This window comes from Streptomyces fodineus, from assembly GCF_001735805.1.
Lineage (GTDB): Bacteria > Actinomycetota > Actinomycetes > Streptomycetales > Streptomycetaceae > Streptomyces > Streptomyces fodineus.
Map to the genome: position 1 here is coordinate 503395 of NZ_CP017248.1, position 12253 is coordinate 515647.

At 71.6% G+C, this 12253-nt stretch carries 9 protein-coding genes and 2 pseudogenes; 5 read left to right on the plus strand and 6 right to left on the minus strand.

The features are described 5' to 3' along the window. Positions 1 to 134: 134 nt before the first annotated feature. Both BFF78_RS02230 and BFF78_RS02235 read left to right on the plus strand, forming a co-directional pair. Positions 135 to 1646, plus strand: coding sequence for an MFS transporter (locus tag BFF78_RS02230; protein WP_069776698.1), 1512 nt, complete (start codon positions 135 to 137; stop codon positions 1644 to 1646). Positions 1647 to 1777: 131 nt separating this feature from the next. Continuing rightward, positions 1778 to 4552 (plus strand): SpoIIE family protein phosphatase, encoded by a 2775-nt coding sequence (locus BFF78_RS02235; protein WP_069776699.1) that lies wholly within the window; start codon positions 1778 to 1780, stop codon positions 4550 to 4552. A gap of 172 nt (positions 4553 to 4724) precedes the next feature. Here the strand turns inward: BFF78_RS02235 and BFF78_RS02240 are convergent, their stop codons facing one another. The 6 genes and pseudogenes from BFF78_RS02240 to BFF78_RS02265 form a co-directional block, all read right to left on the minus strand. Beyond that, the gene (locus BFF78_RS02240; RefSeq protein WP_069783318.1) at positions 4725 to 5726 is read right to left on the minus strand and encodes a cytochrome c oxidase assembly protein; all 1002 of its coding nucleotides are present in this window, start codon (positions 5724 to 5726) and stop codon (positions 4725 to 4727) included. 127 nt (positions 5727 to 5853) lie between these two features. Next, entirely contained in the window at positions 5854 to 6519 is a 666-nt protein-coding gene (locus tag BFF78_RS49995; RefSeq protein WP_418346608.1) for a flavodoxin domain-containing protein, read from the minus strand. A gap of 44 nt (positions 6520 to 6563) precedes the next feature. Next, positions 6564 to 7274, minus strand: a pseudogene (locus BFF78_RS50000) (molybdopterin-dependent oxidoreductase); the annotation flags it as partial. A 220-nt stretch (positions 7275 to 7494) separates the two neighbouring features. Beyond that, positions 7495 to 8112: a lamin tail domain-containing protein gene (locus BFF78_RS02255; protein ID WP_227025675.1), complete on the minus strand. Its 618-nt coding sequence runs from the start codon at positions 8110 to 8112 to the stop codon at positions 7495 to 7497. Between the two features lie 262 nt (positions 8113 to 8374). After that, positions 8375 to 10039, minus strand: coding sequence for an alkaline phosphatase family protein (locus BFF78_RS02260; RefSeq protein WP_069776703.1), 1665 nt, complete (start codon positions 10037 to 10039; stop codon positions 8375 to 8377). A gap of 257 nt (positions 10040 to 10296) precedes the next feature. Further along, the gene (locus BFF78_RS02265; RefSeq protein WP_069776704.1) at positions 10297 to 10941 is read right to left on the minus strand and encodes a TetR/AcrR family transcriptional regulator; all 645 of its coding nucleotides are present in this window, start codon (positions 10939 to 10941) and stop codon (positions 10297 to 10299) included. Between the two features lie 93 nt (positions 10942 to 11034). On the opposite strand from BFF78_RS02265, the pseudogene BFF78_RS47755 reads away from it, so the two are divergent. From BFF78_RS47755 to BFF78_RS46715, 3 genes and pseudogenes are all read left to right on the plus strand, one after another. Further along, positions 11035 to 11217 (plus strand): annotated as a pseudogene (locus BFF78_RS47755) (cupin domain-containing protein); the annotation flags it as partial. Between the two features lie 251 nt (positions 11218 to 11468). Next, positions 11469 to 11768: an alpha/beta fold hydrolase gene (locus tag BFF78_RS46710; RefSeq protein ID WP_069776706.1), complete on the plus strand. Its 300-nt coding sequence runs from the start codon at positions 11469 to 11471 to the stop codon at positions 11766 to 11768. Positions 11769 to 11796: 28 nt separating this feature from the next. Then, positions 11797 to 12060 (plus strand): hypothetical protein, encoded by a 264-nt coding sequence (locus BFF78_RS46715; RefSeq protein WP_069776707.1) that lies wholly within the window; start codon positions 11797 to 11799, stop codon positions 12058 to 12060. Positions 12061 to 12253 lie beyond the last annotated feature (193 nt).

Below are 12253 nucleotides of genomic sequence, written 5' to 3' on the forward strand. Positions count from 1 at the left end.
GCCGGTGCGGGACTTTCTCCCGCGGGGATCCGGTTGAACTCTGTGGTGTGTGCCCATGTCGCGGTGCGGGAACCTGATTCACCCGGATGTGGTCCCGGCGATCCCGGTGTGAGCGGCCTGGGAGAGGAGCGCATGTGACGGCGTCAGCGGCAGGCGGTCGCAGCCCGGGCGTCCAGGAGGACGGGTACGAACCCGATCCGCAGCGGTGGCGGGCCCTGTGGGTCACCCTGGTGGCCGGATTCATGAGCCTGCTGGACGTGACGATCGTGGCGGTCGCCCTGCCGACCATCCAGCGCGACCTGCATGCCTCCCCCGCCCAGGTCCAGTGGGTGGTCTCCGGATATGCCCTCACCTTCGCCCTCGCCCTCGTCACCGCCGGGCGCCTCGGCGACGCCCTGGACCGGCGCCGCATCTTCCTGCTGGCGCTCGGCGGATTCGTGATCTTCAGCGCGGCATGCGGGGCGGCTCCCGACATCACCCTGCTGGTGGTGGCCCGCCTCGCCCAGGGCCTGGCGGCCGGTTTCATGGCACCCCAGAACTCCGCGCTCATCCAGCAGATGTTCCGCGGCGCCGAACGCGGCCGCGCCTTCGGCTTCTTCGGCACCACCGTCGGCATCTCCTCCGCCGCAGGGCCCATCACCGGCGGCGCCATCCTCGCCCTCGCCTCCGGGGAGCAGGGCTGGCGGTGGATCTTCTACGTCAATGTCCCCATCGGCATCGTCGCCGTGCTGCTCGGCCGCCGCCTGCTGCCCCGCACCCGGCGGTCCGGGCGGGGCCGCGTCGACCTGCCCGGTGTGCTGCTCCTCGGCCTCGGTGTACTCGCGCTGATGTACCCGCTGGTCCAGGCGGAATCCGGCGGCGCCGGCAGCCGCTGGTGGCTGTTCCTCCTCGGCGTCGCCGTCCTCACCGTCTTCACGCGGTGGCAGCGCCGGCTGGTCGGCACAGGCGCCCAGCCGCTGCTCGACCCGCGGCTGTTCACCACCGTGCGCGGCTACGCCGTCGGCGCCGGTGTGGGCACCCTGTATTTCATCGGCTTCAGCGGCGTCTGGCTGGTCTTCGCCCTCTTCTACCAGCACGGTCTCGGTTTCTCCCCGCTCCGGTCCGGTCTCGCGGTGACCCCGTTCGCCCTCGGCTCGGCGGGCGCGGCCGTGGTCGCCGGCCGGCTGGTGGACAGGTTCGGCCGGTTGCTCACCGTGTGCGGCCTCACGGGTGCCATCGTCGGCCTGGGCGGTACGGCGCTGCTGCTCCGTTTCGCGCCGCTCGGCATCGCTCCCTGGGTCGCCGCCCCGGTGCTGTTCCTCGGCGGCATCGGCGGAGGCTTCGTCGTCTCCCCCAACATCACCATGACCCTGCGGGAGGTACCGGTGCGCATGGCGGGCGCGGCGGGCGGTGCCCTGCAGACGGGGCAACGGCTCGGTGCCGCGGTGGGCACCGCCGCTCTGCCGGGCCTCTTCTACCTGGTGCTCGACAGGAACCACGACTACCGCACCGCGGTCGTGACCGCGCTGGGCGCCGCCTTCGTCGGCATGGCGGCGTCGCTGGCTCTCGCGGCGTTCGACTGGCAGCGCGACCGGAAGACGCGCACGCCGCACCGCAGGTGCCCGGACGAGGTCGCCCACCACCCGATGCACGCCCGGCAGACCTGACCGACCGTTCACCTGCGGACATCGGGCGGCTGAGAACCGGGGCTCCGCGCTGCGCGGCCGTGCCGACACATGCCGAATGGTGCGGTGGACCACGGGAAGCAGCGGGTACCGGCTGGTGCTAAGAAGGGACCATGAAGGGGCTTTTCGGCCTGTTCAAAGCGCGGGCAGACCCCACGGGCACCGGGGCACCCGCGCCTGCCCCGCGCCCACGTCGTCGCACGGCATTCAGCGTGCGCAGCGTGGCCGGTCAGGTGTTCGTCCTGCAGTTGGTGCTCCTGGTGCTGCTGGGCGTGGCAGCGGTGACGGCTCTGGTGCTGCAGGCTCAGGGGGCGAGCGTGCGGGAGGCGCAGGAACGTTCGCGCGTGGGTGCCGAGGCGTTCGCGAACGCTCCGGGCACGCTCGCCGCGATGCAGTCCGCCGACCCGAGTGCGCTGCTCCAGCCGCGGGCGGAGGCGGCACGCAAGAAGTCGGGGGTCGACTACATCGTGGCGTTCAGCCCGGCCGGGTACCGGTGGACCCACCCCGATCCGCGTCTGATCGGCAAGCACGTGACCGGCACCTTCGACGAAGCGCTGGCCGGACACGCGCACACCTCCACGTTCGGCACGCCCGTCGGCCAGGCCGTGGACACGACCGTCCCCGTCACCGACGCCCACGGCAAGGTCGTCGGTCTCGTCGCCGTGGGCATCACGGTCCGGAGTGTCCACGAGCGGGTGGCCGGGCAGATGCCGCTCCTCTTCGGCGCCGCCGGGGGCACGGTGTTGCTGATGGCGGGCGTATCGGCGCTGGTGAGCCGGCGGCTGCGGCGGCAGACGCGGGGGCTGGAACCGGCTGAGCTCAGGCGGATGTACGACCACCACGCGGCGGTGCTGCACGCCGCGCGGGAGGGCATGCTCATCGTCGACGAGGGCGGCAGGCTGCTGCTCGCCAACGACGAGGCGCGGCGGCTGCTGGACCTGCCCCAGGACGCGGAGGGACGACCGGTCACCGACCTGGGCTTCGAACCCGTACTCGCGCAGTTGCTGCTCTCGGGGCGGCCGACGACGGACGAGGTGCATGCGGCCGGTGATCGTCTGCTGGCGGTGAACGTGCGGCCGACCGCACCCTATGGCGGGCCCGCCGGCAGCATGGCCACGCTGCGCGACATCACCGAGCTGCAGGTCGTCACCGGCAAGGCCGCCGTGGCGGAGCGCCGCCTGAGGCTGCTCTACGACGCCATGCACGGGATCGGCACCACGCTCGACATCGTCCGCACCGCCCAGGAACTGACGCAATTCGCGGTCCCTCGGTTCGCCGACTATGTCTCCGTCGATCTGATCGACTCGATCCTCCAGGGCGGGGAGCCGGAGGGCACGATGATGCGGCGTACGGCCGTCACCGGCATCCATGAGGAGCATCCGCTCTATCCGGTCGGCAAGCGCATCGACTTCGGTGCCGAAACCCCGCAGGCGATCGGTTTCGGCACCGGCGAACCCGTGCTCGAGTCGGATCTGCCCGCCCTGACCGGATGGCAGGAGGAGGATCCCGTCAACGCGCGCCGGATCATCGCCCACGGCATCCACTCGATGATGGTGATCCCGCTGCGCGCCCGCGGCATCCTCATGGGCGTGGCCAGCTTCTGGCGCTCCGAGCGGCCCGAGCCCTTCGAGGAGGAGGACGTGGCGGTCGCCGAGGAGCTGGTGGCCCGGGCCGCGCTCGCCATCGACAACGCACGGCGCTACACGCGCGAGCACACCACGGCCGTCACCCTGCAGCGCAGCCTGCTGCCGCATGGCGTCCCCGACCAGTCAGCGCTCGACGTGGCCTACCGCTACCTGCCCGCGCAGGCCGGGGTCGGCGGCGACTGGTTCGACGTCATCCCGCTGCCCGGAGCGCGGGTGGCGCTGGTCGTCGGCGACGTGGTCGGACACGGGCTGCACGCGGCGGCCACCATGGGCCGGCTGCGCACCGCCGTCCACAACTTCTCCGCCCTCGACCTCAGCCCGGACGAGCTGCTGGCGCGCCTGGACGAGCTGGTGAGCCGTATCGACAGCGACGAGACGGGCGAGGAGGGCGGAGCGGGTGTCACCGGAGCGACCTGCCTGTACGTCCTTTACGACCCGGTCGCCGGACGGGTCGCCGTGGCCCTGGCCGGCCATCCCGGCCCCGCCCTCGTGCTTCCCGACGGCACTGTGTCGTTCCCCGAGGTGCCCGTCTCCCCGCCCCTCGGGCTGGCAGGCGGTCTGCCGGTCGAGACCGCGCACCTGACTCTGCCCGAGGGAACGCGGATGGTGCTGTTCACCGACGGGCTGGTGGAGGACCGTGACCGGGACGTGGAGGTGGGCCTTCGACAGCTGCGCGCCGCCCTTGCCGGCGCTGTGGGCCGTACGCCGGAAGAAACCTGTACGGACATCCTCGGCGCGCTGCTGCCCGAGCGGCCCAGCGATGACATCGCCCTGCTCGTGGCGAGCACCCGGTTGCTGCCTTCCGACCGGGTCGCCCTGTGGGAGGTGCCGTCCGACCCCGCGGCCGTGGCGCCGGTCCGCTCCGACTGCGCACGCACCCTGGACACCTGGGGCCTGGAGGACATCGGGTACGCCACCGAGTTGATCCTCAGCGAGCTGATCACCAATGCCATCCGCTACGGCTCCCCGCCCATCCGGGTCCGCATGCTGTACGACCGCTGCCTGATCTGTGAGGTCTCCGACGGCAGCAGCACCTCCCCGCACATGCGGCGGGCGGCCCCCACGGACGAGGGCGGGCGCGGCCTGTTCCTGGTCGGCCAGTTCGCCGAGCGCTGGGGCACCCGCTACCTGGCACGCGGCAAGGTGATCTGGAGCGAACAGGCGCTCCACGACGGGCAGGGGGAAACGGGCCCCGAGGCGGTCGAAGACCTCCTCGACCAGTGGGACGACGCCGCCCTGTAGAACCGCCCCGCCGGGCTCGTCGCGTGGCAGTCACCGGTGCGTGCAGTGCTCGGTACCCGACCAAGTGCTGGGAGGAACAGCAGCCCGGCTCACCTGACATACGCCGGCGGTTGCGTCAACTCCCTCCGGGCGCGGCCGGAGTCAGGGCCCCTCCCCCGCGGTCCGACGCCGGTCACTGCTCCCTGTGGTGGCTGCGGATCCTGGCGGCCACCTCGTTCTGTTCGGTCTCCCACCAGGGGCGTACCCGTTCGGCGGACGGTGCCTGGCCCTGGTCCGCGGCGGGTGCGGGGGCGGGAGCGAGTTCTGCGTCGAGGCGGCGGTCGAGGGCCGCCGTCTGGGCCCGCTCCGCGCGCGCCCACTGGAACAGGAGCACCAGCAGGAAGGGCAGTGCGACCAGCTCGGCGATGCTGAGCATCGCCCCGCCGCCGATCTGCTGGTCGTGCTGGACGTCCGGGGACCAGGTCGGCGCGTGGTGCAGGTACCAGGCGCCCGCGATCAGCGTGCTGTGCGTCATCACCACCACGCCCGGGACCGCGTCGACGACACCGTCCAGGAACACCAGCCCCGCCCGTACCGGGTGGGTGCACCAGGAGGGCAGCGCCTCTTCACGGGTCAGCACCGGTACGACGAAGAGGCAGCCGGCCGCGAGCAGGTGGAGATACATCAGCTCGTGCAGCCAGCCCACGCGCAGGGCGGTCTCGAAGTACGGCGTGAAGTACACCGTCAGCTCGGTGGCGAGCACCAGAGCCGTACTGACCAGCGGAAACGTCAACACCCGCACCAGGCGGCCGGTCATGGCCCGGCGTACGCGGCCGGCGGCGGCCTCCGGCAGCGCCTCGACGGCGAGCCGCAGCGGGTCGCCGAGGGCCAGGCCCAGGGGTGCGACGAGGTCGAGGAGGATGTTCTGCACGGCCGCCGGCCAGAACAGCACGTGGTCGTAGACGGCCAGGGCGGACATCGTGGCCACCACCAGCCCGCCCAGGCCGAGCAGCGCGAACGCCAGGACACGGCCGAGCGGCCAGGGCTCGCCCCGCTGGCGCAGCCGTGCCACGCCCCAGCCGTAGAGCGCGCCCAGGGCGATGACCAGCAGCAGCGCGGGGACGTCCACGTGCCATGTGGACAGCAGACGTCCCGTCGTCAGCTCCGGGAGCTGGTCGGCCGACAGTTCGGTCATCGCGTGACCACCCATGCAGATCGTCCTCTTCTGCCTCGACACGGAGGAACCGGCTCGGATCTCCAACGGGACGCTAGTCCCCCGCGGCTCGAAGATCCGCATCGGGGTCCCGCATGGCGGGGCCTCGTCAGTACACGTCCCTCACATAGCGCTTGTCGGCGGCCAGCTGCTTGACGGACGCGGCCGCCTCGGCCTCGGTCAGACCGCCGTGCACGGTGACGATGTCCCGGAGGGCCTGGTCGACGTCCTCGGCCATGCGGGAGGCGTCGCCGCAGACGTAGAAACGGGCGCCGTCGCGGAGCCAGGACCACATCAGGGGGCCGTGTTCGCGCATCCGGTCCTGGACGTAGATCTCGGCGCGCTGATCGCGGGAGAACGCGGTGTCGAGGCGGGTGAGCGTGCCCTCGGCCAGGAACGCGGCCAGCTCCTGTTCGTAGTAGAAGTCCGTCGCGCGGTGCTGTTCGCCGAAGAACAGCCAGTTCGGGGCGCGGTGCCCGCGGGCCCGGCGTTCCTCCAGGAAGCCGATGAAGGGTGCGATGCCGGTGCCGGGGCCCACCATCACGGCCGGTGCGGCGGGGTCGGCGGGCGGCCGGAAGTGCGGCGCCCGCTGGACGCGGACCGGCACCGGGGTGCCGGGCTCGGCGTCGGCGAGGAACGGGGAGCACACGCCCTGGCGGGGCCGGCCCGCGAGGTTCTCGTACCGGACGACGGAGACCGTGAGCGACACCTGGTGGGCGTCCGTCAGGGGGCTGGAGCATATGGAGTACAGACGGGGTTGCAGGCGACCCAGCACGTCGGCCCACTCCTGGGCGCCGGCCCGGATGCCGGACTCGGCGACGAGAGGTCGGTGCCGGGTTTGATCTGCAGGAACAGGTCGGCCTTGGCCGCGGTGGCGGTGCGCCGGGGGTCTACGACGATCAGCTTGGCGCCCGCCGACTTCACCCGCTCCATCATCCGCAGGAAGAGGATGGGGTGGCAGTCGGCCATGTTGGAGCCGATGACGAAGAAGACATCGGCCTTGTCGAGGTCCTGGTACGAGCCGGGCGGGCCGTCCGCGCCGAGCGACAGCTTGTAGCCGGTGCCGGCGCCGGCCATGCACAGCCGGGAGTTCGACTCGATCTGGTTGGTGCGGATGAAGCCCTTGGCGAGCTTGTTCGCCAGGTACTGCGCCTCCAGGCTCAGCTGTCCGGAGACGTAGAGGGCGACCGCGTCGGGGCCGTGCTCGTCGATGATCGTGCGCAGGCGGCGGGCGGTCTCGGTGACGGCGGCAGCCAGGGGCGCGGGCTGGGGCTCTTCGCCTCGGTCCGGCCGGACGAGGGCGGTGGTCAGCCGGCCCGGGGCGGCGAGCATGTCGGCGGTGGTCGCGCCCTTGGTGCACAGCCGCCCGAAGTTCGCCGGGTGCTCCTTGTCCCCGCTCGCCTTCACGACCGTACGCCGCCCGTCCGGTCCCGTGCCGACGTCGAGGACCAGGCCGCAGCCCACCCCGCAGTACGAGCAGACCGTCCGCACCTTCGTCGTGCCATCGCTCTGCGAGCCCGGCGCGGCCACGGGCGCCTCCTCTCTTCTGTGCTCGCCTGATCCCACCCTTTCGTGACCGTACGAACCGCTCATTACGTGGGTGTCTCCGCACCTGATCACCAGGGGTTATGCCCACCGCACAGGGTCTGGGACGCGGGTGTGAGACACGGGAAGGGGACAGCCCCGGTCGGCGAGGAGGCCGCCCGGGGCTGGACCCGCGCACCCGGAGCGCGGGCCGCGGGTCGGCGGGTCAGCGGAGGTGGCTGCGGACGTGGTCGGCGTGCTGGTCGTGGCCGGCGGCCTGGTGACGGACGACCACGGCCTGGTGGTGGACAACGGCCTGGTGGTGGACAACGGCCTGGTGGCGGCCGGTCCCGGCGCGGCGGACGGCGCCCGCACCGCGGTGGCTGCCGCCCCAGGAGAAGGCGTCGACGAGGCGGCCGCGGGCGTCGCGCAGGGTCGCGGTGTCGGCGTTGACGTCCCACACGCGCGTGCGGCGGTCCTGGTAGAGGTCGGTCTTGGTGTCGCGGCCGACGCCGGTGTGGACGCGGACGGTGGCCCGGCCCGCGAGCTGCACGTGATGGAAGGTGTAGGTGCGGCCGTTCCGGTCCGACAGCGTCCAGCTGTTCAGGTTCATCGCCCGGCGGGTGTTGTTCGTGATGTCCACCCACTGCTTGTTCAGCGAGCTGTTGGAACGGGCGTTCCGGCCCTGCGAGGCGTGCTGGACGCCGCTGATGTACACCACTGCGTGGTGCGTACGGACCGGCTGGTCACCGGCGGCCGCGGCCGGGAGCGTCAGGGCGCCCATCGTTGCGGCGGCGACGGCAGCGACAGCGGTCGTACGACGGACGGGAGAAGAAGCGGACACGAGGTCCCCCTTCACGAGGATGCGCGGGTCGGCGGCCGGTCGGCCGCACAGCCACACCCTGCAACCCGCGTCCGGATTTGCGTGGGAAACGCGCGTGGCATTACGGATCCAGCAGCAATCCATAACTCTCACTTGAAATGCCCGTTTACGTTCCGAATGCCGGAGCCTCAGCCCGTCACCCATGCGGCCACCCGAAAGCGAGTGACGCACCGCTGCGCCATCCGGGGCAGCCGCATGAGTGATGCGGGAGGAGGCGCGAGGGTCAGCGGAGGGGCAGGGCCCGTGTGTGTTCCACGCGGACGGCGTCCAGGTCCTGCGGGTCGAGGCCCAGCAGCCGCAGGATCGTCGGGGCGATCTGCGTGGTGCGCACCGGTCCGTTGACGCGTACGCCGCGCGGGGTGACGGCGCCGGAGACGACGAGCGGGACGTCGAGGTCGTCGGCGTGGGCGCCGCCGTGCTCGGCGATCTTGCCCTTGCCGCCGGTGTAGACGACGCCGTACTGGGTGATGCCGACCAGGTCGGGCACGCGGGAGTCGCCCGGCCGGGCGTGGAAGTACCGGGCGGCGTCCGCACCCGCGTGGAGGGTCTTCAGACCGCTCGCGGTGAAGGGCCTGGCCTTGCCGTCGATGTCGTTGCCCGTGCCGGACTGGGCGAGCAGATAGGCCTTGGCGAAGTCGGCGGCGGCCTGGGAGCGGTCGGTGAGCCAGATGAGCATGGCGTCGTCGTCCACCGCGTGGGCGACGAGGTCGCCGGAGCCCGGGTGGGCGGTCTTCCAGGCGGTGTTGAGGCCGTCGAGCAGCGGGCCGTCGTCGATGCGGGTCAGCGCCTTGGGGTCGGTGGGCGACTGGCCGTGCTTGGCGGACAGGATGACCGTGGTGCTGTCGGCGAGGCGCTGCTTGCGGAGTTCGGTGAGGAGGGCGCCGACCTGCTGGTCGACGAAGCCGAGGTTCTTCACCACGAGGGGCCCGGGCACGCCCTTCGTCCGGTAACCGCCCGTCAGACCGTCGGAGGCCGGCAGCTTCTGCGCGGTCGAGACGGACTGGAAGTTCATGCCGAAGACCGCGGGGGTGCCCACCTTGTGCGTACGGCTGTGGTCGAAGCCGTCGATCTCGTTGAGGGCGGCCTGCACCTTGTAACCGTCGTACTGCTCGGTCGCGGCGTTGTCCTTCGTCCAGTCACCCGCGGCGTAGCCGGTGGCCTTGCTGTTGATCTCGGGCGTGAACAGGTCCTGGATGCCCTTGCCGGAGGGGCCGTTGAGGATGTCGTAGGCGGCGTGCTTGTCGGACCACGCGGTGCGCAGGCCGGCCGTGCGGACCACGTTGAAGACGGTGTTCACCCGCAGGTAGGAGTGCGGGTAGAGCGGTCTGCAGGTCTTCGCGTCGACCGGGAGCTTCGAGGGGTCGATGAGGCCGGCGGGGTCGCCGGTCATCTGCAGGATGCTGCCGGGCAGGCCGCTCAGACCCTGGCCCGCGTCGAGGGAGTCCGGGTTCTTGTCGAGGTCCTCGGTGAGGTCGACCTCGGTGCCGGGCTTGGCGCCGGTGCACTTGGTCGTGCCGGCCGGCAGGAGGGCGGAGCTGTAGGTGTCGTCGTAGTACACGCCCGTGGTGCCCGGGTCGCCGCCCGTGACCTGGCCGACCATGCCCGGGAAGGAGTCGGAGGGGTTGGTGGTGGCCGCGTGGGTGTACTCCACGCCGCCCATGGTGAGCTGGGCGAGCGCCGAATGGGGGTGCTGGGCGATGTACCAGGCGAGGTCGGACTGGTGCAGACCGTCGACGGACAGCAGCAGGACGTGCCGGGCAGCCGCGTGCGGGTGTGCGGGGGTGTGTGCCGAGGCGGGCGCGGCCACCGCGGTGAGCGCGCCTATCGCGGCCAGCGCGGCCGCGGCCGCCGTGACGGAACGTGCGGGGTGGCCCGGACGTCGGGACATGGCTTCTCCTCGGACGGTGTCGAGTCGGTGAGAGCGTGCGGGTCGTGCACCGACATCCGAGAGGCAGAACATGTACGCAAGCGAACCGTCATCCCGTGATCAGCCCAAGAAACGCATCAGGCCATGCAAAGAAGTCCGCCGGACCCCAGGCGTTTGCGGATCCGGGCGGGCGGTGGCATCCGCCCCTGGAGCTCCTTCACTTGACCGTTCCGGCCGGAGACATGGCCGACGGGGACGCACCTGCTCAGCGGTGGTGGTCACGCGCGTCCGGTCGCGCGTACGGCCGCCTCCGTCAGGGTCGTCGCCGCGTGTACGGCGCTGGCGACCGCCTCGTCCGCAGTGAGGCCGCACAGGTCGGTGAGGGAGAACAGGGCCTCGGCGCTGACGACGACCGCCAGGTCCCGCTCGAGCTGGGCGAAGGCGTCCGGATCCGTTGCCCGCAGTGTGTCCTTGAGGGGGTCGAGCGCGAGGTCGATCAGGCCGAAGCGGATGCCGGGGCGCATCTTCACCGTCTCGGGGCGGGTGATGGTGGCGGCGATCATCGCGCGCACCGCGCCCTGCCGGGCGAGTATCCCCCGCAGCAGGAACTCGCAGGCGTAGGCGACGCGTTCGACGGGGTCCGGCGAATCCGCGACCGGACGCAGAGCGTCGGCCGGTGGCGGCCAGCTGCCGGCCAGGGCCTCGCTGATCAGGGACGGGAGATCCGGGAAGTACCGGTAGGCGGTGGCCTCGGACACCAGGGCCGTACGGGCGATGGCGGGCATGGTCACATCGGCGCCGGCGCCGATGAGCCGGCGGGCGGCCTCGACGATCGCCGTACGCGTGCGCTTCTTCTGGTTGCTGCGGCCGGCACCGAGCTGCGTCGTCCTCGTTGTGGCCCTCCCTCGTCGTTCCCCAGCCATATTAGCAGTCCTCTCTCTTTACGAGAGTCCACTTGCATGAAGGGGTAAAGCCCTCTAGGTTCATGAGAGCCAGCTCTCACGAAGGAGCCCGTGATGGCCGAAATCTCTCTGATCGGTCCGCACGACGGCGAGACGATCCGTCTGGGACCCACGATGATGCGCATCCTCGAAGACGGCAGCACCACCGAACACCGGCTCGGAATCGGCGAGATCACCCTCGCGCCGCGCACCCAGGGCCCGCCGCAGCACCGTCACGCCCAGCACGACGATGGCTATGTGCAGTACTTCGAATCGACCGCCGCCGTGATGAGCCGGTACGCGACGGTCCCGCCGCGGAACTGGCTCTGCTCGGCAGCGACCGGATCAGCGGGGTCGTCCTCGTCAACGCCGCCGGCATCCGGGTACCGGGCCACCCCGTCGCGGACCCGTTCTCCCTCACCCCCGCCGAGCTGTCCGCACTCGCCTTCCACGACCCGGCAAAGTTCGCCGTCGATCCCACCTCCCTTCCGGAGGCCGCCCGGGCGACGATGGCCGCCAACCGCGCCACCTTGCAGATCTACTCCGGGCCCCACGCCATGCAAGATCCCACCCTCCGCGAGCGTCTACCCAGGGTCACGCACCCGGCGCTCGTCGCCTGGGGCGAGAGCGACCGGGTCGTCGACACCGCGTACGGACGGGTCTACGCGGCAGCCATCCCCGACGCCCGGTTCGCGCTCATCCGCAGCAGCGGGCACCTGCCCCAGATCGAGACTCCGGCCGAACTTCTGGACCTGGTCTGGGAGTTCACGGAGGGACAGCGGACCCCCGCGCACCGGCCGAACCGCTGACCCCGAGGCCATCGGCATCTCCCCACGGATGTTCGACCCCTACTTCTCCAGCAAAACCGCGGCGATCGCGGCCGCCGCCCGGAGGCGGCGCCTGCGCATCGCACGGGACACCGTGGCGGCCGCTCAACCCGTTCCCGACCTCGTGCCCACCGGCTCCTCGGGGATGGGCCGCAGGTCCTCGCGCCGGGCGTTGCCGTGGGTCGCGGCGGCGTCCAGCGGTCAGAGCACCGCGGACATCGGCGTCGCGCCGGCCGACGGCCCCGGCGGAGACACCGCCGGACACTGTCTGTAATCGACCCCACCCGTGTGCGGCAGGCGGCGTGGCGGGTATGCGGGACATGTCAGACCATGGAAGCGGCCGTCGTTCCACGGGCGCGTAAGGCCGCCCGGCTCCGGCGTCACGTTTTATTCAGACCTATGGGCAACTCGATCCGTACCTGCAGCTGATACGCGCGCGGCGCCCCCTGCGGTGGGTACCCGACCTG